21 protein-coding genes are annotated in these 23889 nt (G+C 59.1%); 8 read left to right on the top strand and 13 right to left on the bottom strand.

Annotated elements, in window-relative coordinates; genetic code table 11:
- Positions 1 to 326 precede the first annotated feature (326 nt).
- The 3 genes from thrC to SynA1825c_RS13480 form a co-directional block, all read right to left on the bottom strand.
- Positions 327 to 1385, bottom strand: coding sequence for a threonine synthase (thrC, locus tag SynA1825c_RS13490; protein WP_186471244.1), 1059 nt, complete (start codon positions 1383 to 1385; stop codon positions 327 to 329).
- 115 nt (positions 1386 to 1500) lie between these two features.
- Positions 1501 to 2085 (bottom strand): alpha/beta hydrolase, encoded by a 585-nt coding sequence (locus SynA1825c_RS13485; protein ID WP_186469746.1) that lies wholly within the window; start codon positions 2083 to 2085, stop codon positions 1501 to 1503.
- 23 nt (positions 2086 to 2108) lie between these two features.
- Positions 2109 to 3974, bottom strand: coding sequence for an AarF/ABC1/UbiB kinase family protein (locus tag SynA1825c_RS13480; protein WP_186469745.1), 1866 nt, complete (start codon positions 3972 to 3974; stop codon positions 2109 to 2111).
- A 77-nt stretch (positions 3975 to 4051) separates the two neighbouring features.
- Here SynA1825c_RS13480 and recN point away from each other — a divergent pair, with 77 nt between their 5' ends.
- The 4 genes from recN (at position 4052) to SynA1825c_RS13460 (ending at position 12669) form a co-directional block, all read left to right on the top strand.
- Entirely contained in the window at positions 4052 to 5740 is a 1689-nt protein-coding gene (recN, locus tag SynA1825c_RS13475; protein WP_186471243.1) for a DNA repair protein RecN, read from the top strand.
- A 47-nt stretch (positions 5741 to 5787) separates the two neighbouring features.
- Positions 5788 to 8766 (top strand): excinuclease ABC subunit UvrA, encoded by a 2979-nt coding sequence (uvrA, locus tag SynA1825c_RS13470; RefSeq protein WP_186469744.1) that lies wholly within the window; start codon positions 5788 to 5790, stop codon positions 8764 to 8766.
- On the top strand, positions 8763 to 10265 hold the full coding sequence (locus SynA1825c_RS13465) for an alpha/beta fold hydrolase (protein ID WP_186469743.1): 1503 nt from the start codon (positions 8763 to 8765) through the stop codon (positions 10263 to 10265). Before uvrA ends, SynA1825c_RS13465 begins: the two co-directional genes overlap by 4 nt.
- A 235-nt stretch (positions 10266 to 10500) precedes the next feature.
- Positions 10501 to 12669, top strand: a complete 2169-nt coding sequence (locus tag SynA1825c_RS13460) for an HAD family hydrolase (RefSeq protein ID WP_186471242.1) — start codon at positions 10501 to 10503, stop codon at positions 12667 to 12669.
- On the opposite strand, the gene purT is transcribed toward SynA1825c_RS13460, so the two are convergent.
- Positions 12654 to 13823 (bottom strand): formate-dependent phosphoribosylglycinamide formyltransferase, encoded by a 1170-nt coding sequence (gene purT, locus SynA1825c_RS13455; RefSeq protein ID WP_186469742.1) that lies wholly within the window; start codon positions 13821 to 13823, stop codon positions 12654 to 12656. The genes SynA1825c_RS13460 and purT overlap by 16 nt on opposite strands.
- 44 nt (positions 13824 to 13867) lie before the next feature.
- On the opposite strand from purT, the gene SynA1825c_RS13450 reads away from it, so the two are divergent.
- On the top strand, positions 13868 to 14047 hold the full coding sequence (locus SynA1825c_RS13450; protein WP_186469741.1) for a cytochrome B6: 180 nt from the start codon (positions 13868 to 13870) through the stop codon (positions 14045 to 14047).
- Position 14048: 1 nt separating this feature from the next.
- Here the strand turns inward: SynA1825c_RS13450 and SynA1825c_RS13445 are convergent, their stop codons facing one another.
- The 4 genes from SynA1825c_RS13445 to SynA1825c_RS13430 are packed head-to-tail and all read right to left on the bottom strand — an operon-like array spanning position 14049 to position 16851.
- Positions 14049 to 15203 carry a calcium:proton antiporter gene (locus tag SynA1825c_RS13445; RefSeq protein ID WP_186469740.1) on the bottom strand — a complete coding sequence of 385 codons (1155 nt, stop codon included), beginning with the start codon at positions 15201 to 15203 and terminating at the stop codon, positions 14049 to 14051.
- Positions 15204 to 15214: 11 nt separating this feature from the next.
- Complete coding sequence (locus SynA1825c_RS13440) at positions 15215 to 15463, bottom strand: hypothetical protein (protein ID WP_186469739.1); 249 nt, start codon at positions 15461 to 15463, stop codon at positions 15215 to 15217.
- Positions 15464 to 15474: 11 nt separating this feature from the next.
- Complete coding sequence (mraY, locus tag SynA1825c_RS13435; protein ID WP_186469738.1) at positions 15475 to 16599, bottom strand: phospho-N-acetylmuramoyl-pentapeptide-transferase; 1125 nt, start codon at positions 16597 to 16599, stop codon at positions 15475 to 15477.
- A 3-nt stretch (positions 16600 to 16602) separates the two neighbouring features.
- Positions 16603 to 16851: a DUF3134 domain-containing protein gene (locus SynA1825c_RS13430; RefSeq protein WP_255476995.1), complete on the bottom strand. Its 249-nt coding sequence runs from the start codon at positions 16849 to 16851 to the stop codon at positions 16603 to 16605.
- Positions 16852 to 16909: 58 nt separating this feature from the next.
- On the opposite strand from SynA1825c_RS13430, the gene SynA1825c_RS13425 reads away from it, so the two are divergent.
- Both SynA1825c_RS13425 and SynA1825c_RS13420 read left to right on the top strand, forming a co-directional pair.
- Complete coding sequence (locus tag SynA1825c_RS13425; RefSeq protein ID WP_255478405.1) at positions 16910 to 17119, top strand: hypothetical protein; 210 nt, start codon at positions 16910 to 16912, stop codon at positions 17117 to 17119.
- A 27-nt stretch (positions 17120 to 17146) separates the two neighbouring features.
- Complete coding sequence (locus SynA1825c_RS13420; protein ID WP_186469737.1) at positions 17147 to 18352, top strand: argininosuccinate synthase; 1206 nt, start codon at positions 17147 to 17149, stop codon at positions 18350 to 18352.
- A gap of 34 nt (positions 18353 to 18386) precedes the next feature.
- Here the strand turns inward: SynA1825c_RS13420 and SynA1825c_RS13415 are convergent, their stop codons facing one another.
- From SynA1825c_RS13415 to SynA1825c_RS13400, 4 genes are all read right to left on the bottom strand, one after another.
- Positions 18387 to 18857: a hypothetical protein gene (locus tag SynA1825c_RS13415; protein ID WP_255478404.1), complete on the bottom strand. Its 471-nt coding sequence runs from the start codon at positions 18855 to 18857 to the stop codon at positions 18387 to 18389.
- Entirely contained in the window at positions 18814 to 19182 is a 369-nt protein-coding gene (gene rpsF, locus SynA1825c_RS13410) for a 30S ribosomal protein S6 (protein ID WP_186469736.1), read from the bottom strand. The genes SynA1825c_RS13415 and rpsF overlap by 44 nt, the downstream gene beginning before the upstream one ends.
- A gap of 80 nt (positions 19183 to 19262) precedes the next feature.
- Positions 19263 to 19727, bottom strand: a complete 465-nt coding sequence (locus SynA1825c_RS13405; protein WP_186469735.1) for a Tic20 family protein — start codon at positions 19725 to 19727, stop codon at positions 19263 to 19265.
- A gap of 52 nt (positions 19728 to 19779) precedes the next feature.
- The gene (locus SynA1825c_RS13400) at positions 19780 to 20673 is read right to left on the bottom strand and encodes a shikimate dehydrogenase (RefSeq protein ID WP_186469734.1); all 894 of its coding nucleotides are present in this window, start codon (positions 20671 to 20673) and stop codon (positions 19780 to 19782) included.
- Positions 20674 to 20808: 135 nt separating this feature from the next.
- On the opposite strand from SynA1825c_RS13400, the gene dnaK reads away from it, so the two are divergent.
- Positions 20809 to 22713, top strand: a complete 1905-nt coding sequence (gene dnaK, locus SynA1825c_RS13395; RefSeq protein WP_186469733.1) for a molecular chaperone DnaK — start codon at positions 20809 to 20811, stop codon at positions 22711 to 22713.
- Between the two features lie 171 nt (positions 22714 to 22884).
- Here the strand turns inward: dnaK and pstS are convergent, their stop codons facing one another.
- Entirely contained in the window at positions 22885 to 23886 is a 1002-nt protein-coding gene (gene pstS / locus SynA1825c_RS13390) for a phosphate ABC transporter substrate-binding protein PstS (RefSeq protein WP_186469732.1), read from the bottom strand.
- Positions 23887 to 23889: the final 3 nt, after the last annotated feature.

Raw genomic sequence — 23889 nt, 5'->3', positions numbered from 1 at the left:
AAAACCCACTGCAGGAGCAATGGTTGGTCTTTCACAGTCCTGAGGAATCACGAATCAGGACTGCGGAGAAAACCCGGTTCTTCACAGAATTAACAGGGTGGGGAAAGGTCGCTTGGCCTCACGGAGGTTGGTTTGCCTCGGTTTTCCACGGGTTGAGGACAACGTTTTTCGTCGTCTTCCGCAGGCGGTTTGTGAGCTGGTATGGCGCATTGGCAGGGTGTCTGGTGTGATCTGTCATAAAAAAAGCCCCCTTGGAGAAGGGAGCTCAGCTTGATCAGCCTGTGTTGATCAAACCGTGTGATCCTTGTTTCAACAGATGGTGTTGATCAGAAACCCATCACCTTGGCCACGGTGCTCAGGTCTGGGGTGAGATCCGTATGGAAGGCCGCATCGTTGTTGTTGATCGCGCAGTCAGGATCTTTCAGTCCATTACCAGTCAGTACACAGACCACCGTCGCTCCGGCTGGAACCTCTTCTTTGCGCTTCAGAAGACCGGCTACGGAAGCGGCGCTGGCCGGTTCACAGAACACGCCTTCCTGCCCACCGAGCAATTTGTAGGCCTCGATGATTTCGTCATCGGTCACATCTAGGAAAGCGCCATTGCTGGCGGCTCGAGCGGCGATCGCTTTCTCGCGATTGACGGGATTGCCGATGCGAATGGCTGTGGCGATGGTTTCAGGATCTGCGACGGTGGTTTCGTTCACCAAGGGGGCTGACCCACTGGCCTGAAAACCCATCATTCGAGGCAGGGTGCGGCTTCGACCGGCTTGGTGATACTCCTGGAAACCCATCCAGTAAGCCGTGATGTTTCCGGCGTTGCCCATCGGGATGCACAACCAGTCCGGAGCGTCACCGAGGGCATCGATCAACTCAAAGGCTGCTGTTTTTTGTCCCTGCAATCGGTAGGGATTCACCGAATTCACAAGGGTGACCGGGTATTGGTCGGAGACTTCACGCACGATGTCCAGTGCACGGTCGAAGTTTCCGCGAATCGCCAGCACTTCAGCGCCGTAGACCAGTGCCTGCGCCAGCTTGCCTTGGGCGACATAGCCATCCGGAATCAGCACGAAGGCACGCATGCTGGCACGGCGGGCGTAGGCGGCCGCTGCTGCGGATGTATTGCCCGTGCTGGCACAGATCACCGCTTCACAGCCGGCCTCCTTGGCCTTGCTGATGGCCATTGTCATGCCCCGATCTTTAAAAGAACCCGTGGGATTCAGTCCGTCGTACTTCACGTAGACCTTCACGCCATTGCCGATCCGCTCGGCAATGGAAGGGACCGGGATCAACGGAGTTGCGCCTTCGCGCAAGGTCACCACAGGCGTGGAGTCACTCACAGGCAACCAGGATCGGTAGGCCTCAATCAGCCCTGGCCAGTCCTGCATGACAGGAGCCGGGGAGAAACGGCGACGGAGGCTGTTGAGCAGTGACACCTGCGGCGGGCAATCTTCTTCAGGAATCTATGTTGCAGGCCCTGCTCCCTGGTCCAGCTGCCGTCCTTTAGTTGCCGCCGTCCTTAAGACCATCCAGCGGAGAGTCAGAGAAGAACTGCACCAATCCGGCAATGGATTCAGCTTTTTCGATTACAGCCATCAGCGCTGGAATGTTGATCTCCATCACCTCGGCAGGGTAGGCCTCGAGAAATTTGATGGCGGTTAGGCCTCCCTCTCCGATCTGCATGCCGTTAATCACTCCGGCGCGGATGGCCGGCACGCTTACTGACGGGGCCGGCACTTTCAGGGGGTAAATGATTCTGGCAACGCGTGTCAGGATCACATCGCCGATCCGTGTTGACATCAGTCGGCTGGTCAACACCAGTGGTAAGTCGATCTCCTGATTCAGAAGGTTTGCGACTTCTGCTGGATCCTGCCGGTTCAATTTCAGAAGATTGGCAAGGAGTCCTCGGGCTTCTCCAGTTTCAGCCAGGTAGGACAAATCGGCCACGCTGAGCGAACGGATGAATGCACCACTGACGAGGGCCACATCCTTGGCGGCATGGGCAGGTTGGAAGCAGCTCAGAACACTAATGGCGAGTGCTGAACCTGTTGCAAGGGCTTGCCGCCGAAGGCGTGATCGTGCAGACATGGCCAGATCGAAGCGCTCGGAATCTAGGGGGAGACTCCTGCTGCCGCTCTAACCAACCGGACAACTCCGCGTTCGGCCAATCCCTGAGCGAGCTCGACGCCCATGCGTCTTGCATCAGGTTCTCGCATCAGTCTTGGCAAGCGGCTGAACAGCAGATCAGGGGTGAAGCCAGGAAGTTGCTGCAGCACATGCACGAGTTGCCGTATCGGCTCAAGGTCGAGGTAAACGTTCTGATTGAACTCCGAGTTCGCCTGCATCAGCAAGGGCGGTTGTAGGGGCCGTGGCAGGCGACGGCCCAGGCGTTGAAGGGTCATCCATCCCAGCGAATCGAGCTGGTCGGCTGCAGCTTCCACAAGCTGATGTCGCAACATCCCTCCATTGGCTGACAACAGGAAATCAAGAACTTGATCCAGCAGGATCTCTAGATCCAATTGGTCCTGGCTGGCTGCACTGGCCATCAGATTTTCTAGGCGTGTCCAGCGGAAAATGTCGCCGTCGAACAGCATCTCCTTGAGGCTTTGCCTCAGTTGAGGATCTGGATCTTCCATCAGGCGGCGCGCGAAATAGGGGTAAGCCGCTCCGAGGATTTTGAAGTCGGGATCCACGCTTAATGCGATGCCTTCCAGCGTTACCAGCGATCGGATGATCAGGGCGTAGTACGGGGGAACTCGGAATGGGAACTTGTACATGACCCCGGAGAGGTCGTCGGTCACTGCTTTGAAGTCCATCCGGCTGACGCCCGCTTCCAGTGCCTGACTGAACACAGTCTCGAAGGCCGGAACAATCGGTTCGAGGTTTACGTCTTCAGCGAGGAAGCCGAGGCTGACGAAATCCTTGGAGAGTTTGCCGAAGTTGCGGTTCACCAGGTGAACAACGGCCTGAATCAAGCCAGTGCGGGATTCTCGCGTCACCTCACTCATCATCCCGAAATCGAGATAACAAAGTCGCCCGTCGGACAGGGCTAGGAGATTGCCAGGGTGGGGATCAGCATGGAAAAAGCCATGCTCAAGAAGTTGCTGCAGGCTGCAGTTCACACCCACTTCCACCATGTCGTCGGGATCGATCCCGAGCTCGCGCACTGCTTCGAGATTGGTGAGTTTGACGCCGTCGATCCATTCCATCGTCAGCACCCTTCGGCTCGTGGCTTCTCGGTAAATCCGGGGAACCGCGATGCGGGGGTTGTGTCGGTGGAGCTCACAAAATTTTTCCGCGTTGCCCGCTTCGTTGAGGTAGTCCATCTCCTCGAACACCCGCCGACCCAATTCATCGATCAGGGCAACCAGATCACTGCGGATCAGACCGATGTTGCTGTTGAGCCAGGCAGCGATATTGCGCACGATGTACAGATCCAGAGTGATCTGTTCACGCAGTCCCGGGCGTTGAACTTTCACGGCCACGCGTTGGCCATCCTTCAAAACCCCTTTGTGGACTTGTCCGAGCGAGGCCGCTGAGATCGGCTCACGCTCCAGTTCGGCATAGATGCTGTCGACGGGACCACCGAGGTCTTCCTCGATGCAGGCCATGGCCAGATCACTGTCGAATCCAGGGAGTTGATCCTGCAGTTGCGCCAGTTCCTCCAGCAGAACGGGCGGAACGATGTCGGGTCGGGTCGACAGAGCCTGTCCAGCTTTGATGAAGGCGGGACCAAGATCCACCAGCAACTCGGCGCATTCGCGCGCTCGGCTTCTGGCGCGCTGCTGATCCTTCAGCAGCCCAAAAAACCAGTCGAAGCCAATGCCGATCAGCAGCAGGCCAATCGGTACCAGGGTTTGCCAGAGGCGCCGCAGCAGTCGCTGGGGGTGTCCTGCGTAGATGCGCGTGATTTCGGCCGGGTCATACGTGAGCAGACCGGCGGCTTCGATGAAATCTCCGAGTTCTTGTGGGGCCACAGGCCTGAATGCCTTATCTCCCCCCTTCTAAACGAGCTGAGCCGCCGCTACGGTCGGCATCACCACCGGGTTCTGCTGTGCTCACCGGTTTGCGACTTGAAAACATTGCCCTGATCGACAGCCTGGAGCTGGCGTTTGACCGAGGTTTTTCTGTGCTGACCGGTGAAACGGGAGCGGGCAAATCGATTCTTCTTGACGCCTTGGATGCGGCCCTGGGAGGTGTTCAGGCCAGTGCGGCTGTGCGGTTGTTGCGTTCCGGCTGTGAGCGAGCAGTGATTGAAGCGACGTTTCGTCCTGGCAGGGCCGCCCTGCGCTGGCTGGAGGAACAGCAGCTGGCTGAGGGAGAGGAGGAGCTCGTGGTCAGCCGTGAATGGCGACGTCAGGAGGATCGGCTGACCAGTCGTTCCAGGTTGAATGGGGTGATGGTGAATCGTCAGCAGCTGCTGGCTCTCCGCCCTCTGCTGATTGATCTCACCGTGCAAGGGCAGACCCAGCAACTGGCTCGTCCTGGTCAGCAGAAACGCTGGCTGGATCATCTTGGTGGAGCTCCCCTGGAACAGGAGTTGTCTGAGGTGCGCCGTCACTGGCAGGACTGGCTGCACTGCAGGTCTGCGTTGGAGCAGGCGGAGAGGGATCGTCTGCAGTTGGATCAGCAGCGGGAGGAGCTGGATGCCTTGCTGGTGGAACTGGAGAGTGCCGAACTCGATGACCCTGCTGAGATCGCCCAGCTGGAGGCTGAGCAGGATCGGTTGGTGCACGGTGTGCGTCTCCAGGAGGGTCTCGCTCTGCTAATCGGGCGTCTGCAGGACGGGGCAGAGCAGGCACCGTCTGCGTTGGATCATCTGGTGGCATGCACCCATGAACTGCAGCAGATGCAGGCACTGGATGCCTCGCTTCAATCCCTGAAGGAGCAATGTCTTGATCTAGAGGCCGGTGTGCAGGATCTGATTCGTGGCCTCGAGGCGTATGGCGCATCCCTGGAGAGTGATCCCGAACGCCTGGCCTTCCTTCAAGACAGGTTGGCTCAACTCAAGCGTCTTGAACGACGTCATGGACAGGAACTGGAGACCTTGATCCAGCAACGCGACGAGCTGCGTGATCGGCAACAGTCTGGAGGTGCTGATGGGCTTTTGGAGCGATTGCGTGACCAAGAGCGCGCCGCCTGTGCTGTTCGTGATCGAGGCAATGCTGCGCTTCGCGTCCGGCGGCTTGCTGTGGCCGCGCGGTTGCAGGAGCAGCTCATGGGGCATCTCCGGCCGATGGGTTTGGCCAATGTTCGTTTTGAAGTGGCTGTGGAGCCCGCCGATCCGAGCGAGAGCGGGGCCGATGCTGTGCAGTTTCTGTTTTCCGCCAATCCCGGACAGCCGCTGGCGCCGCTCGCTGATGTCGCTTCAGGCGGGGAGATGTCCCGTTTTCTGCTGGCGCTGAAGACCTGTCTGGCGGATGTGGACGGATCCAGCACACTCCTTTTTGATGAGATCGACACTGGCGTGAGTGGACGCGTCAGTGGTGCCATGGCGGATCTCCTGCGCAGGTTGTCGCGTCACCGTCAGGTGTTTTGCGTGACCCATCAACCGCTGGTGGCGGCCGCGGCGGATCATCATTTCCGCGTCAGCAAAGCCATCAGCGATGGTGTGACTTGCTCTCAGGTGTCCCAACTGCAGGACACTCAGGCGCGTCAACAGGAATTGGCGGAACTAGCGGGTGGCGATCTTCAGGAGGCCAAGGCCTATGCGGCCAGCCTGCTGGATCAGAAGGCTGCCTGACCACCCTCCGATCTTCGTAGAATCCTCAGTTCCCGAGATCCAGCCGTATGGGGCGCACCGCTCCCAACTCGAAGGCCTCATCGCCGGCGAAGCCGGTCAGCCTGAGTGCTGGATCCGATGAGGACGTGATCCGCGTGCGGGGGGCCCGCCAGCACAACCTCAAGAACGTTGATGTCACCATCCCCCGCAATAAGTTGGTGGTGTTCACCGGCGTGAGCGGAAGTGGTAAGAGCTCACTCGCTTTCGACACGATCTTTGCGGAGGGTCAGCGCCGTTACGTCGAGAGTCTTTCTGCCTATGCCCGCCAGTTTCTGGGACAGGTGGACAAGCCGGATGTGGATGCCATCGAAGGGCTTTCACCGGCTATTTCGATCGATCAGAAATCCACCAGTCACAATCCCCGATCAACAGTTGGCACTGTCACGGAGATTCAGGACTACCTTCGTTTGCTGTTCGGTCGCGCCGGCGAACCTCACTGCCCGAAGTGTGATCGGCCGATTCGCCCTCAGACCATCGATGAGATGGTCGATCAGATTCTGACTCTGCCGGAGGGAACTCGCTATCAGCTGCTGGCACCGGTGGTGCGCGGCAAGAAAGGGACCCACACCAAGTTGATCAGTGGTTTAGCTGCTGAGGGTTTCGCCAGAGTTCGCATCAACGGAGAGGTGCGCGAACTTGCTGACAACATCGAGCTCGACAAGAACCACAATCACAACATTGAAGTGGTGGTGGATCGCCTCGTTGCCCGGGAGGGCATCCAGGAACGACTGACAGATTCATTGCGCACCTCGCTCAAGCGCGGCGATGGTTTGGCCATCGTTGAGGTGGTTCCCAAAAAAGACGAGGAACTCCCTCAAGGGCTCGAAAGAGAGCGCCTCTATTCGGAGAACTTCGCTTGTCCTGAACACGGCTCAGTGATCGAGGAGTTGTCTCCTCGGTTGTTCTCTTTCAACAGTCCATACGGTGCCTGTGAGGCTTGTCACGGCATCGGCCACTTGCGCAAGTTCACCCGTGAGCGGGTGATCCCAGATCCTTCCCTGCCGGTGTACGCCGCTGTGGCCCCCTGGGCCGAGAAAGACAATTCCTATTACTTCTCCTTGCTCTACTCCGTCGGTGAGGCGTTCGGTTTCGAGATCAAGACCCCTTGGCAGGAGCTGACGGAAGAGCAGCAAGACGTGCTGCTCAACGGCAGCCGAGATCCCATCTTGATCCAGGCAGACAGCCGTTATCGCAAGGGTCAGACGGGCTATCACCGTCCATTTGAGGGCATCCTGCCGATTCTGGAGCGACAGCTCCGTGACGCCAGTGGTGAGTCCCAGCGTCAAAAGTTGGAGAAGTATCTGGAACTGGTGCCTTGTTCCAGCTGCGCTGGAAAACGTCTGCGTCCTGAGGCTCTGGCCGTTCGGATCGGGCCTTATCGGATTACCGATCTCACCGCTGTGAGCGTGGGCCAGACCCTGGAACGGATTGAGCAGTTGATGGGTGTCGGTGCATTCGAGGGCGAGCAACCGCTGCTGACCGATCGCCAAATGCAGATCGGTGATCTCGTGCTGCGTGAAATCCGCATGCGCCTGCGTTTTCTCCTGGATGTCGGATTGGATTACCTGAGTCTTGATCGGCCGGCGATGACCCTTTCAGGCGGCGAAGCGCAACGCATCCGCCTGGCCACGCAGATCGGCGCCGGTCTAACCGGGGTGCTCTATGTGCTCGACGAACCGAGCATCGGCTTGCATCAGCGGGATAACGACCGTTTGCTGGCCACCCTCGAGCGGCTGCGAGACCTGGGTAACACCCTCGTGGTGGTGGAACACGATGAAGACACGATTCGCGCCGCTGACCACCTGGTGGACATCGGTCCGGGTGCCGGTGTGCATGGCGGCCACATCGTGGCCGAGGGATCGTTGCAGGATCTTCTGAATGCGGAGGAGTCCCTCACAGGGGCCTACCTCAGTGGTGAGCGCAGCATCCCCACCCCTCCTGAGCGTCGTTTGGCAGGGACGCGCAGCCTCAAGCTTCAGGAGTGCTCCCGCAACAATCTCAAAAATGTGAGTGTGGAGTTTCCACTGGGTCGGTTGGTGTCCGTCACCGGTGTGAGTGGCAGCGGCAAGAGCACCCTGGTGAATGAGCTGCTTCATCCCGCACTCGAGCACGGTCTTGGCCACAAAGTTCCGTTCCCTAGCGGTCTGGGTGAGCTGCGCGGACTGAAGTCAATCGACAAGGTGATTGTGATCGACCAATCACCGATCGGCCGGACGCCTCGCTCCAACCCTGCGACCTACACCGGCGCGTTCGATCCGATCCGTCAGGTCTTTGCTGCCACTGTTGAAGCCAAGGCCCGTGGCTATCAGGTGGGTCAGTTCAGCTTCAACGTCAAAGGCGGTCGCTGTGAGGCCTGCAAGGGGCAGGGTGTGAACGTGATCGAGATGAATTTCCTGCCAGACGTCTACGTGCAGTGTGATGTCTGCAAGGGAGCACGGTTCAACCGCGAGACCCTTCAAGTCACCTACAAGGGCTACACGATTGCTGATGTTCTGCAGATGACCGTGGAACAGGCGGCCGATGTGTTCTCGGCGATTCCCCAGGCGGCTGATCGCTTGCGCACCCTCGTGGATGTTGGCCTCGGATACGTGAAGCTCGGTCAGCCGGCACCAACCCTGTCCGGAGGCGAAGCTCAGCGGGTGAAGTTGGCCACGGAGTTGTCAAGGCGAGCCACCGGCAAGACGCTCTATTTGATCGACGAACCCACCACCGGTCTCAGTTTCTATGACGTGCACAAATTGATGGATGTGATGCAGAGGTTGGTGGACAAGGGCAATTCGATCATCTGCATTGAGCACAATCTTGATGTGATTCGCTGCTCTGATTGGTTGATTGATCTGGGACCGGAGGGAGGTGATCGCGGTGGTCAGATCGTGGCCTGTGGAACGCCAGAGGAGGTTGCTCAACACCCAACCAGCTACACAGGGCGTTACCTCGCCAAAGTGTTGAAGCAGCATCCACCGGAGAACCTCCCCCTCGCGGCATGAGGCTTGTCCAGCGCTTTCGGATCCCTGCACTCACCGCTGCTTTGGGGTCGTTGTTGCTGGTTCAACCGTCCGCTGCGGCTGATCGGCTCACGTTTACGCTGCCGCTGTTTGAGGAACAATTCAGTCTCGACCTCACCAGGGCATATACGGCCCAGGAGTTGATTGATTCCAATCCGGATCTGCAGGAACTTGATCGTGCGGGCAGTGGTGCAGTCCAGCGACTGATGGAGGCTTTGCTCACCGCACCTCTTCCTCAAACCACAGGGGACATCGTCAATCAGTCGCTTGGTCATCCCTTGTTCGAGCAGGCTTTGATCGCTGCGTCTGAACTGGTGCAAGTCACCGGTATTCCCGTTGATACCAGTGGTCGCATGCTCGCGGATGCTCTGGCCGCGGCCTACCGCGACGATGAGCCTCATCTTCTGGGCTTGCTTCGCCATGTGCCTGGTGAGGAGATCACGTTGAATCTCGAGGTGCTGGCCTTCTACGCCAATCGTCTGCGGCGCAATCAGGATGATGCCAGGGCACTGGTGCAGCAGACCACGGCCGCCACACCGGTTTCTGCCGAGGTGATGGCGGGTCTTGATTCCGGTTGGAGCCGCGATCATCGATCCGTTGCTGTGGCCCATCGCGTCCGGCCTCTGGAGGTGACGGTGATCGCTCCTAAGCGATCCTCCAATGGTCGTCTGGTGGTCATATCCCATGGTCTCTGGGATGAACCGGCCAGTTTTGAGGGCTGGGCGCATCTTTTGGCAGCCCATGGCTTCGCCGTGTTGTTACCCCGCCATCCCGGCAGCGATGCGGAGCAGCAGCGAGCGCTTCTTCAGGGTGAACAACCCCCACCATCGTCAGAAGAGCTGCGACTGCGTCCGATGGATGTCACCGCGCTGATCGATGCCGTCGCTGCCGGTCAACTGTTGTCGGAGTTCAGACTTGATACCGATGCTGTCGCGGTCGTTGGCCACTCCTGGGGTGCCACAAGCGCTCTTCAGTTGAGTGGGTTGCAAACCACCAGCAGAAAGCTCGCTGTCCGTTGCCTGGATCCCAATGATCCCGATCGCAACCTCAGCTGGTTGTTGCAGTGCAGCTGGCTGGATGGAGCTGACCAGGGATCCTTGGCCGATCCCAGGGTTCGGACCGCTGTGGTCGTGAGCCCGCCTCTGCGATTGCTCTTTGATGAGTCGAGTGGTCCTGCAATGCACGCCAAGGTGCTGCTGGTGAGTGGCACCCGCGACTGGGTGGTGCCTTCGGATCCGGAGGCGGTTGTTCCTCTGCGCAATGGTCAGCCAATGGCGAACGGTCATCGGATCGTGTTGGCCTCCGGTGGCGATCACTTCAATCTCTGGGCTCCGATTGATGCCGAAGAGCCGCCGGTTCTCGCCCCACTCATCTTGGCCTGGATCAACGAACAGTTGGAGGTGACTGATTCATTCCGTTTCAGCAGTGGTGGCTGGGGGAATGAACGGGTACCTCTTCTTGATATCACTCCAAAGTTATGAGATTCGTTACGACAATTCTTGGATCAATCAAGCATTTTGTGTCTAATTCTCAACATTCAATCAGCTGATTTTTCCAGTGTTTTACTCCCTCAGAGTTCAGTTCTTGCAAGTTGTTTGGCCTGGTTCAACAACGCTTCAACGAAACTTCTCAGATTTTTTTTACGTTTCCAATCTCTAGATCCCCTCACCCTTGAACCGGACACCAGGACTTGTTCCTGCTCGTGTTGGAGACATTTTGGGACTGAAGCTGCTGCATCTGCATCTCCATGGCTTGTTTCGATCCCATGATCTGGAACTTGGCCGCGACGCGGATACCGGTGGTCAGACCCTTTACGTGCTTGAGCTTGTGCGCAGCCTCGCCAACCGCGCTGAGGTGGATCATGTCGAGGTGGTGACGCGTTTGATTCAGGACCGTCGGATGTCCCTGGATTACGCCCAACCGCATGAATCGATCGCACCTGGGGCATCGATCCGTCGATTCAGCTTTGGGCCTCGGCGCTATCTGCGCAAGGAACAGCTTTGGCCTTATCTCGATGAGTTGGCTGATCAGCTGGTTCGTCACCTTCAGGTTTCGGACAATCGTCCTGACTGGATCCACGCCCACTACGCCGATGCAGGGTATGTGGGCGCATTAGTCAGTCGACGGCTTGGAATTCCTCTTGTATTCACTGGGCATTCCCTCGGTCGAGAGAAACTGCGCCGATTGCTGGCGGCCGGTGGCGATCATGAGCAGATCGAACAGTCGTACTCGATCAGCAGGCGGATCGATGCTGAGGAACTGGCCTTGGCCCATGCCGATCTTGTGATCACCAGCACGCGACAGGAACGCGATGAACAGTATTGCCGCTATGGACGTTTCAAGTCGGAGTGTGCCCAGGTGGTTCCTCCGGGTGTGGATTCAAGACGTTTCCACCCTTTGGGCAGTGTTGATGAGTCTGTCCAGGTCTCGGAGTTGCTGAGCTCCTTTTTGCGTGATCCCGATCGACCTCCTCTGCTGGCAATCTGCAGAGCCGATCGCCGCAAGAACATTCCCGCGCTGGTCGAGGCCTTCGGTCGCTCCGCTGTGCTGCGTCAGCGGCACAACCTGGTGTTGGTGCTGGGCACGCGAGAGGACTCCCGTCAGATGGATCGTCAGCAACGGGAGGTGTTTCAGCAGATCTTCGAACTGGTTGATCGATACGACCTCTATGGATTGGTGGCGTATCCCAAACAGCACCGTCGTGATCAGGTGCCGTTGATCTACCGCTGGGCTGCGGCTCGCCAGGGTCTGTTCGTCAATCCTGCGCTGACCGAACCCTTTGGTCTCACGCTCCTGGAGGCGGCCGCCTCCGGTTTGCCGATGGTGGCGACCGATGACGGTGGTCCACGCGAAATCCTGCGCCGCTGTGACAACGGCCTGCTGGTGGATGTGACTGATCTCGAATCGGTTCAGGACGGTCTCGAGCGAGCGGGAGCGGATCGCCATCGCTGGAGACGCTGGAGCGATAACGGTGTTGAGGCGGTGAGTCGTCACTACAGCTGGGATGCCCATGTCTGCAGTTACATGGCCCTCATGCAGGAGCGGCTCAAACGTTCCAACGCCGTGCCAGCCACATCTCAATTGATTCAGCAGGATTCATCGCTCAGTCCTCTTGGATCCCGCTTGCTGCTGCTGGATCTCGACAGCAGCCTGGAACACCCGGCGGCAGAGGATCTGCAAATTTTGCGGAAACAGTTGATCGCTCCCGCTGCTCAGGCGGTTCGCACCGGCCTGGGAATCATCACCGGTCGTTCCTTGTCCGTCGCCCGCCAACGCTTCGCTGAACTGCACCTCCCTGATCCTCAGGTCTGGATCACCCAGGCGGGAACACAGATTCATTACGGTCAGGACCAGGTGGCGGATCGTTTCTGGCAAGCCCAGATCGGCGTCGATTGGTCGCGGATGGCGGTTGAGCGGACCCTCGCTGACCTGGACGATCACATGGACCTTCAGAAACCCGAGCATCAGGGGCAATTCAAAGTCAGTTATCTCCTGCGTCAGTCCGGCCCATCTGTGCTTCCCCTGATTCGCCAGCGTCTGCGGCAGCACGGTCAGCCTGCCCGTCCGCACCTGCGCTGTCATTGGTTTCTGGATGTGTTGCCGCTGCGTGCATCTCGCAGCGAGGCGATCCGTTTTCTGTCACTGCGCTGGAAGCTGCCGCTCGAGCAGATCTTGGTGGTGGCCAGTCAGCAGGGGGATGTGGAACTGGTGCAGGGTCTCCCGGCAGCCGTCGTTCCGGCTGACCATGACCCGTGCCTGGATGGCTGCCGGCAGCAGAAGCGGGTCTATTTCGCCAATCGCTCACGATTGCCCGGCGTGCTGGAAGGACTCCAGCACTACCGATTCCTCAGCGCCCGGTCGCGCCTCGATCAGTCTTCGATCTGAAGCGTGACCGCTGCAGCACTGCCGTCCGCTTTGGCCTGAGCTTCGATTCGATCCTTCCCGCGGGCGAGGGCGACGCCCATGCGTCGTCCAGGTCTTGGCTGGGCTTTGCCGAACAGCAGAACATTGGTGTCGGGTTGGCTCAACGCCTCTTCCAGACCCCTAAAGCTGACGCGACTGCCATGCTGGTCAGCGAGGATCACACGGCTCGCTGCCGATTCCGTGCAGTGGATTGCGGGGATTGGCAGACCCAGAACGGCCCTTAGATGCAACTCGAATTCACTGAGGTTCTGGCTGATCAAGGTGACCAGTCCGGTGTCATGAGGACGGGGTGAGAGCTCCGAAAAAATCACCTCATCTCCGCAGAGGAAGAATTCGACGCCGAACAGTCCGGCACCACCAAGGTTGTCCGTGACAGTGCGGGCCATGGCCTGGGCTTGTTCCAACTGCTCTGCACTCAGGGCAGCGGGTTGCCAGCTGCACTGATAATCCCCGTTGGTCTGCTCATGACCGATGGGCGGGCAGAACAAGGTGGATCCATCCCGCTGTCGGATGGTCAGCAGGGTGATTTCCAGGTCGAAGCGCAGAAATTCTTCAACGATCACTTGGGCCGACGTGCCACGGGCATTTGCCATGGCTGCTTCCCACGCTTGGTCGAGGTCCTCAGCCCGCTCCACCACACTCTGGCCTTTTCCGGAGGAGCTCATGACAGGCTTCACCACCACCGGCCAGCCCAGAGGTTCTGCCGCTTGATGGAGCTCTTCCGCGCTAGCGGCGTAGGCAAATCGCGCTGTGCGCAGGCCGAGTTCTTCGGCGGCAAGATTGCGAATGCGATCCCTGTTCATTGTCACGGCTGTGGCCCGGGCCGTTGGGATCACGGTGATGCCGTCGTCTTCGAGCTCTGTCAGTGCATTCACTGCTAGTGCTTCGATCTCGGGAATCACCACCGTTGGACGGTGGCGGCGCACCACCTCCAGGAGAGCCTCCGGTTCTGTCATCGGCAGCACTTCCGCCACGTCCGCCACCTGCATCGCTGGGGCGTTGTCGTAGCGATCACAGGCGATCACCCTGCAGCCCAGGCGTTGGGCGGCAATTGCAACTTCCTTGCCAAGTTCACCACTGCCCAGCAGCATCACCGTGGCGGGAAAGGTCGTCATCGCTTGTTTCGCGGCAGCATGGTCTGATCTTCGCGTTTCGCCTGATGGCCGCTCTCCAGAGCCTCATCACCTTTGCCTTCACAACGGCGGGGGATGCGGCTGATGGTCTGTTGTTTGGCTGGGAGATCGCCACGATTCAGAAGTGGGTGTTGATCTACCTCGGTGTCTCTTCGCTGGCATTCGTGCTGGTGTGGCTGGTCGGTGCGTTGCGCACGAAAGGCTGAGTCAAAGCAGCAGGCAGCCAAGCAGGATTACGCCATACAGCGTGATCAGCTGCATGCCCTCGTACCAGTCCAGCTGGTTGTTTTCGGTGATCCAGTGCACTGCCAACACGGCGATCCCTGTGCAGCCCAATGCGTTGAGTGGCACGCTCAGGTGCAGAAAACGTCCCAGAGGCCAGCCGATCAGCACCAGCACAGGCAGCACGAACAACATCAGCTGACCGCTCGATTCCATCGTGCTGGTGATGGCCAGGTCCATGCGACCGCGGCGGGCGGCACCGACGGCGATCACACCTTCGGCGGTGGATCCGAACAGCGGCAGCAGGATCAGACCGATGAACAGTTCGCTGAGATGTGTGTGTGCCACCAGCACTTCCAGGGTCTGCACAAGGGGCTCTGAAATCGCCACAACGGCGAGGCTCACCACGCCCATGGCGATCAGGATGGCTGCGATCTCGTGCTCGTGTTCCGTTTCCGTGGATGGCCGGCTCGTGCTCGGATCTGCGGGCTTGATCGGATTGCCGCTGAAGAAGGAACGGTGGGTTCCCAGCTGCAGCACGAAGGAAAGTACGTAGTAAATCAGGATCATGACGGCTACAGCCAGCGAATAGAGAGCGAAGCTGTCTCGCTGGTCGTTGCCTTCCAGGAGTGTGGTTCCTGTTCCGAGGCTGATAATTGTGGGGATCGCCAGCAACAGCAGGCTGAGCATCAGCTGCCGGGCTTGAAGCTCTGTGCTGCTGGCCTGGATCGTCACGAGCTGTTCCCGCTGTCCTGCCAGCACGGTGCTGATCCCCAGCATCAGCAGACAGTTGGTGATCACGGCGCCAGCGACGGAGATCACCACCAGCTTGTAAAGGCCACTCGTGAGCGCCATGATGCTCACCACTAGCTCCACAAGGTTGCCGAGTCCCACGCTCACGACACCGCTGTAGCGATCACCGAGGTGATCACTGAGGTGATCCACCAGCCGTGAAATCACCCTGGCCAGGGGAATCAGCGCGACGCCAAGCCCCAGGAAGCGCAGCAGCAGTGCCATGGTCGTGGTCGTGCTCGACGGAACGACGGCCAAGCTCAGCAATGCCGGCAGCAGCAGCAACGACCAGCCGCTGACGTAGTCACTTTTCAGAAGGTTGAGGCAGTCGCGGAGCGTGCGATCCATCGCAGTATTCCTCAGTGATCCAGGTTGTGGATCAGGGTCAGCTGCCGTTCAGCAGGCTCTTCGTTCACAAACCCCCAGGACTGGAATACCTCGGCGTCGTCATGGGTGATGCGCTGATCTCCGTTGTTCTGCTGCAACACGAAACCTCGCTCGGCCATGCGACGCATCAGGCTGGCTGCTTCCTCAAAGCGAGCAGCCATCGCCTCCAGGCTGGTGCAGTCGGCGGTCAGACCAGCTTCCTTCCAGGTGAAGTAGCTCATGGGAGTTCGGATCAGTTGGGGCGTAGCGCCAAGCCCAGCATGACCAGTCCAGCGGTCACCAGCCAAAACATCGGCACCACCACTTGTTCGGATGTTCCACCCAGTTCGAAGTGGTGATGGAGAGGAGCCATTCGGAACACGCGTCTCCCCACCCCATCAGTGCCTTTCGTGGCTTTGAACACCCACACCTGGATGATCACCGACAGGGATTCCGCCAAGAACACGCCTCCCATCAGGAGTAGTGGCCAGAGGCTGTTCGTTAATAGGGCCACCGCCGTGAGCGATGCCCCCATCGCCAGGGAGCCGGTGTCGCCCATGAACACTCTGGCGGGGTTGCGGTTGTGGATGAGAAAGCCCAGCCAGCATCCCGCCATGGCTAAGCAGAACCCGGCGATGGCGGGATCACCCTGATTGCCGCGCAGCATCAGCTGCAACCCAAGACCGGTGAAGACCAAGGCACCACATCCGCTGGCTAGACCATCCAGCCCATCGGTGAGGTTCGTGGCATTGCTTTCTGCCAGAAACACGAACAGACCCAGTGGCCAGATCAGCCAGCCAAAGGGGATTGCGATGCCGTAGGGAAGGCTCACTGTGCCTTGAATCCATCCCTGCTGCGCTGACCAGCCAAGAAAAAGCAGTGCTGCCGTTGCTTGAAGCAGCAGTTTTCCCTTGGGAGAGAGGCCGGTGTTGGTGTTCTTGGTCAGGCTGCTCCAGTCATCAACACCGCCAATCACCATGTAGGCCAGGGTGACCAGACCGATCGCCAGTAACTGGTTAGCGCTGCGGCCCTCGCTGCTGATCAGACACCCCGTGATGACACCAACGGGCACCACCAGTAGCCCGCCCATGGTGGGTGTACCCGATTTGCTCTTGTGACCTTCAGGACCTTCCGTCCGGATCACCTGACCCATTTTCAGCGCCCGTAATTGCGGTACGCCCCACCACGTGATGATCGAGGAGCTCAGCATTGCCACCAGCCAGGGCAAGCTCAACAGGCTGTTGGGAACACTGGCGTCACATAAAAAAGCCGCGGCCCCCACTGCTGCGATCAGGGCAGCAGCGGTGAGGCGGCCATCAAGACGGATTAATCGCTCCGCAGAATCGTTCAAGTCCCAGCGGCAAATCGCTGGGACCATAGATCAGTCTTCCCAGTTTTCTTCGGTCTCTTCGTCGGCCTTGTAGTCCTCTTTCTCGCCCATCAGCGCGGAGAGCTCTTCCTCTTCCACCGTGCTTACTTCGGGTGAACTGGATTCTTCATCTTCCACCAAACGTCCGCTGGTTTCGAGCCAGCTCAGCAGATCAGGCTCTTCGCGCAATGGCAGAACCGGAGCAGGATCCTTGCGTCCGTAACGGGTCAAGGCGGGATTGACGCCGTCGAGGGCGCTCAAGTCCGTAAGGGCTGAGGACAAGATCTCTGGAGCCAATCCACCAATATACGAGACAGTGTTGTCGACCCCTGTGAAGAAAGCGGTTCTTCTCGCTTGTGTGTGGGGTTTCGCGCTGGTGATCAGTGCATTGGTTCGGTTGTGGGGTGTTCAGCATCCCCTGCCCCTCGAGGTCAGTGCAACGCCTGTTTTGCTGCTGTTGTTGATGCCTGCAGCGCTGATGGGCGGTTGGTTGCTGATGGCGTCCCGCGGGAGTGGAGAATCGGAGTAGTTCCGATACAGATCAGGAGTCCGCTTGATGGGACGCGCCAAGAAGGTTGTGCTCGCGTATTCCGGTGGTGTGGATACCAGTGTCTGCATCCCCTATCTCAAACAGGAATGGGGTGTTGAAGAGGTGATCACCTTTGCGGCGGACCTCGGCCAGGGTGATGAACTTGAGCCGATTCGTCTCAAGGCATTGGAGGCCGGTGCCAGCCAGTCGATGGTGGGAGATCTGATTCAGCCCTTCATCGAAGACTTTGCGTTTCCAGCGATTCGCGCCAATGCGTTGTACGAGGGCCGCTACCCCCTGTCGACGGCGCTGGCGCGGCCTCTGATTGCGCGACGACTGGTGGAAGTGGCCCGTGAAGTAGGCGCTGATGCCGTCGCCCATGGCTGCACCGGCAAGGGCAACGATCAGGTGCGTTTTGATGTGGCCATTGCAGCCCTGGCTCCAGACTTGAAGGTGCTCACGCCGGCCCGCGAATGGGGCATGAGCCGTGAGGAGACCATCGCCTATGGCGAACGATGTGGCATTCCCGCACCGGTGAGCAAGAAGTCGCCCTATTCGATCGATCTCAACCTGCTAGGCCGCAGTGTGGAGGCCGGCCCGCTGGAAGACCCGATGGTGGCCCCTCCAGAGGAGGTTTTCGCCATGAGCGTTTCCGTGGATGCAGCGCCATCGGAGGCTCAGGACATCGAGATTGGCTTTGAGGGCGGCAACCCCGTCAGCATCGACGGCGTGCGGATGACACCGGTCGACTTGATCCGTGAGGCCAACCGCTTGGCGGGGATGCATGGCATCGGTCGCCTCGACATGATCGAGAACCGTGTGGTTGGCATCAAGAGTCGGGAGATTTACGAAACACCTGGCCTGTTGATGCTGATTCAGGCCCATCAGGAGCTGGAGAGCCTCACCCTGGCGGCCGACGTGCTGCGCACGAAGCGCCAATTGGAGATGCAGTGGGCTGATCTCGTGTATCAGGGCCTCTGGTTCGGACCTCTGAAAGAAGCGCTGGACGGTTTCATGGATCGCACCCAGGCCCACGTCCATGGTGTTGTGAGGATGCGACTGCATAAGGGCAACGTGATCGTCACAGGCCGCGCCTCCAGTGACAGCAGTCTCTACGTGCCTGAGATGGCTTCCTACGGCAGTGACGATCAGTTCGATCATCGTGCTGCCGAAGGATTCATTTACGTCTGGGGATTGCCCATTCGCCTTTGGTCGGCAGCCCGGCGCCGTTGAAGGCTCACACTCCGAGGACGCAATTTTTGTCGGATCAAGCGGCGTTTCTTTCGGAACGTCCTTGACGGCGGCTGCGTGCCTGTCTCCAACGTTCAAGCAGGGGCAGATGGTGATCGCTTCTCTGGGGTTCCCGCTGCTCGATGAGGGGAAGGTTTGCTTCACCCAGCAGTTGCTGCGCTCGGGCCAGCAGTCGGTAACGCTCCATCAGCGGTTCCAAGCGCTGTTGAAATTTGCGTTCGAACAAGTCCGGCAGCGCTTCAAGCAAAACCTCGTAGTCATGCACGATCGTTTCGAGTTCATCGATGCGCGCGCGCAACGCATCAACCTTTGGATCGGATTCGCGATCAGGTGATGAAACAGCTTCCGGAGCATTCCAGCGGGGCTCCGGTGCCTGATGGCCTGAACTCTGGAACTGCATAACCGGACGGTATCGCCCGGTCAGCAGTTCAACAATGTCTGGATCAGGCAGACGCTTCAGCCGTTTGAGGCTGCGCTGCAGCTTCACTTCCAGGGACCACTCGGGGAGCCGGAAGAGGACCGTCTTGCTTGACGGTGAGATACCGGATCACGTCCTCACTCAGGCGCATGGCCTTTTCTAGAACGGCCACCTGCTGGCCATCACCGTTGTGGCTCAGCTGCACGTAAATGCCTTCCTTGTGCTTGGCGATCGGGTACGCCAAACGACGCTTGCCGCGCATCTGGTTGTCCAGCACGTCCGCGCCGGCTTCCACAAGGATGTCGCGGTATTTGGTGAGATGAGACTCGACCTCTTCCTCCGGAATGTCCGGACGGAGGATGTACATGGTCTCGTAATAAGGCTGTTGGGTCATGGAGACAGATCCGACAGGGACTGAAGGCTCACCCAGGTGAGCGACGGATCCAACAGCCTATCTCTTTGGGGTTGAAGACCTCAGTAGAGCTGCATCCGTACGGCCTGACTCAGGCCGGGCAGATCAGGCTCTCGGCCACGGATGCATTCGATCCAGGCGAAGACCAGCACCGCCAGAACAGCCACAACTACTGTGCTGGAGAAGGTGCGGAGCATCAGTCCACCGCCTAGCGGCTGGATCAAAATCGCGAAGGCATAGCCCAGGATCACCACGATGATGTCCACCAGCAGGGCTTGGAGCGTGTTGAAGCGCAGGAAGTAGGGCACGTTTGGATTGCGCACCACTGCTAGGAACAACAGAAAGAACACCAGCAGGTTGCCGAACGGGATTCCCCGTTCCAACAGAACCAGGGGCAGTGCTGGAAGAGTCAGCCATTGCAGCCATGGGAATTGCAGCATCAGATGGCTGCCGAATGGGATCGCATCGCTCCAGGGCAGCAGATACACCAGCAGCCCCAGAAACCGTTGCCAGACAGGTATGGCCATTGCAGGGTCGCGCTTGGCCAGAGCGTAGGGCTTGTGGATCCAGTCGGTGCTGTCAGCCGGCGGGATTTGCTTTAAGGCGTTCGAGTGCAGCCTCGCGCATCACCGACGTCGGGACGTCATGGCGTCCCGACCATCGGCGCAGTGATGCCGCACCCTGCTGCACCAGCATTTCCAAGCCATCGATGGTCTGACATCCACGTTGCTGTCCCCTCTGCAGCCATGGGGTCGGTCGCGGTGTGTAGATCAGGTCGTAAAGGGTCGTGGTCGGTTCCAATTTGTTCCAGAGATCAGCATCCACAGGCATGGCATTGCTGTCGCCGTGTCCCTGCATGCCCACCGGCGTGGTGTTCACCACCAGCTTCGATCCGCTCAGCTGTGCGGCCAGGCGTTGGGTTTCGAGGGGGATGCCATGGAGGGACACGCTGCCGTTGCTTCCTTCTTCCAGATCCTCCAGGAACTGTTCCAAGGCGTCGGGTCGACGGCCCGCCACATAGATGGTCGCTAGCGGCAGTTGTTGAAGACCGGCCACGACGGCCCGAGCGCTGCCACCACAGCCCATCACGATCGCGTCGCAGCCTGTCCAGGCGTCGGCTTGGTCGAGCAGTGGGGCAAGAAATCCCTCGGCATCTGTGTTGTGACCATGCCAGCCATTGCCGCTCAGGGGGGTCAGTGTGTTGACCGCTCCTAGGCGCGCTGCCAATGGGCTGAGCTCCTGGCAGTGCGATGCCACGGCTTGTTTGTGGGGGATGGTCACATTCAGCCCGTGGCAGCCCACGGCTTGAAGTCCGTCGAGCACGCGTCCCAGGTCAGCGCCATGGCATGGCAGAGCCAAATAGCGCCAATCCATTGCCATGGCCTCTAGGGCCGCGTTGTGCATCACCGGTGAAAGGGAGTGACTCACCGGCTGTCCCAGCAGACCGACCAGTCCTGTGGTTCCGCTGATCATTGCGTTGCCTGTGAACCTGCCTTCCAGCCTGCTGTGTCGCCGGACTGTTCGGGAACCACACCTCGCCTGAAGGCCAGCCGACTACCGATCATGCAAAGGATCTAATCAGTCAATTCGCGGAGTCAGGAGGCACCGATGGGCAAGGTTGTCGGCATCGATCTCGGAACCACCAACAGCTGTGTGTCGGTGATGGAGGGCGGTAAGCCCACCGTGATCGCCAATGCCGAGGGCTTCCGCACCACGCCCTCGGTGGTGGCTTACACCAAGAACCAGGATCAGCTGGTGGGTCAGATCGCCAAGCGTCAGGCGGTCATGAACCCTGACAACACCTTCTATTCCGTCAAACGCTTCATTGGTCGTCGTGTCGACGAGGTGAATGAAGAGTCGAAAGAGGTGAGCTACACGGTCGAGAAGGCTGGCTCCAACGTGAAGGTCAAGTGTCCTGTTCTTGAGAAGCAGTTCGCTCCCGAGGAGGTGTCTGCGCAGGTTCTGCGCAAGCTGGCGGAAGATGCCGGTAAGTATCTGGGCGAATCCGTCACGCAGGCGGTGATCACGGTTCCCGCCTATTTCAACGACTCCCAGCGTCAGGCCACCAAGGACGCTGGCAAGATCGCCGGCCTAGAAGTGCTGCGCATCATCAACGAGCCCACTGCTGCGGCTCTGGCTTACGGCCTCGACAAGAAGAGCAACGAGCGCATCCTTGTTTTTGACCTGGGCGGCGGCACCTTCGACGTCTCCGTTTTGGAGGTGGGCGATGGTGTGTTTGAGGTGCTGTCCACCTCCGGTGATACCCATCTGGGTGGTGACGATTTCGACAAGGTGATCGTTGACCACCTCGCTGACAGCTTCAAGTCCAATGAAGGCATTGACCTGCGCCAGGACAAGCAAGCTCTGCAGCGACTCACTGAAGCGGCTGAAAAAGCCAAGATCGAGCTCTCCAACGCCACTCAAAGCGAGATCAACCTGCCGTTCATTACGGCTACGCCGGAAGGTCCCAAGCACCTGGATCTCACCCTCACCCGGGCCAAATTCGAGGAGCTTGCCTCCAACTTGATTGATCGCTGCCGTATCCCGGTGGAGCAGGCGCTCAAGGACGCCAAGCTGTCTTCCAGCGAGCTCGACGAGATCGTGATGGTGGGTGGTTCCACCCGCATCCCGGCCGTGCTCGAGCTGGTGAAGCGCACCACCGGTAAGGATCCCAACCAAACTGTCAATCCTGACGAGGTGGTGGCAGTGGGTGCTGCCATTCAGGGCGGTGTATTGGCCGGTGAAGTGAAGGACATCCTTCTGCTTGACGTCACTCCGCTTTCTCTGGGTGTGGAAACCCTCGGCGGCGTGATGACCAAGATGATCACCCGGAACACCACGGTTCCCACCAAGAAATCCGAGACCTATTCCACGGCTGTGGATGGCCAGACCAACGTGGAGATCCACGTGCTTCAGGGTGAGCGCGAGATGGCATCCGACAACAAGAGCCTTGGAACCTTCCGCCTGGATGGCATCCCTGCTGCTCCTCGGGGTGTGCCTCAGATCGAGGTGACCTTCGACATCGATGCCAACGGAATTCTCAGCGTGACCGCCAAGGACAAGGGCAGCGGCAAGGAACAGTCCATCTCGATCACTGGTGCCTCCACGCTCAGTGATTCCGAAGTGGAGTCCATGGTCAAGGACGCCGAGGCCAACGCCAGCGCTGATAAGGAGAAGCGCGAAAAAATTGACCTCAAGAACCAGGCTGAGACCCTCGTTTATCAGGCTGAAAAGCAGATGGATGAGCTCGGCGACAAGGTGGAGGCTGACGCCAAGGCCAAGGTTGATGAGAAGCGCACCAAGCTCAAAGAAGCCACCGAGAAGGAGGACTACGACGCCATGAAGACCCTGCTGGAAGAACTGCAGCAGGAGCTCTACACCGTTGGTGCCTCGGTGTATCAGCAGGCCGGAGCTGAGGCTGCTGCGGCTCCGGGTGCCGATGCCGCAGCTGGGGCTGCTGGTGGTTCTGCCGGTGATGATGTGATCGACGCCGAATTCACTGAATCCAAGTGATCAAGGGTTGACACCTCTCGAGGGTGTCCCATTAATGATTCGCTTCCCCGCCTGTTCGTCAGGCGGGGATTTTTGTTGTTGATCCTTTCAACGATGGATCCGTGATGGCCAAAAAAAAGGGGGGCATGAGCCCCCCTCTTGATTGCTGCGTGGTGTAGGAGCCGAGGGACCTCAGTTAATCGAGTTAGCAGCAGCCTTGGCCTGGGTGACCACTTCAGGCGGAAGTGAGACGTAGCCCAGTTCAGGAGCTTTCGACTGTGCCTCGTCCGAGAGCATGTACTCGAACGTCTTCTTCAGAACCGGGGTGTTGTTGTCGTTGCCGGTTTCGTAGGCAAGCACCCAGGTGAAGGTGACGATCGGGTATCCACCTTCGGGATTGGGGTTGCTGCCGATCAGGTCGGGACCGAGATCGATTGAGCCCAGTGCTTCGCTAGCGGTGGCATTGGTGGGCATCACCTTGGCACCGGATGCGTTTTGCAGAGCTGCTGCTTGGAGGTCGCCTTTCACGTAGGCCAGCTCCACGTAGCCAATTCCGCCGTCAATCTGGTTGAGCTGAGCAGAGACACCTTCATTGCCCTTGGCACCGACGCCGGTGGGCCATTTCACCGACTTGTCAGCACCCACGTTTGCTTTCCACTCGGGGCTGATCGCCGAAAGGTGATTGGTGAAGTTGAAGGTGGTGCCGGAGCCGTCGGAGCGGTGCACCACGTTGATCTTCTTGTCGTCGCAGCCGAGTTCGCTGTAGTTGGTGATCTTGCCCAGGAAGATGGCAGCCAGTTGATCTTGGGTGAGCTCGAGCTTGCAAGAAGGGTTGTTGTAGGCCACAGCGATGGCACCAGCGGTCATCGGAATCTGCACCACACCGCGGCTCACTTTGGCGATGGCCTCAGGCTTCATCGGTTTGTCGGAAGCGCCGAAATCCACAGTGCCAGCCGTGAACTGACGCACACCTGCGCCGGAACCCACCGATTGATAGTTCACGTTGACTCCTTTGGATGACAAATCCTGGAACCAGCGCTGGTAGATGGCTGCAGGGAAGGAAGCACCTGCTGCCGACAGGTTGCCCTTAACCTGATCGCCGCTATCACTTCCGGATGAGCAGGCCGCCAGGGTCAGGCCAGCCGTCAGACAAGCGGCTGCAGACAGTGCCCGGGCGTTGAAGGAGCGAGGCATGAT

The organism is Synechococcus sp. A18-25c (assembly GCF_014280035.1).
Taxonomy (GTDB): Bacteria; Cyanobacteriota; Cyanobacteriia; order PCC-6307; family Cyanobiaceae; genus Synechococcus_C.
Note: the sequence above shows the minus strand (reverse complement) of the source record. Positions and strands in the feature narration are given on the sequence as shown.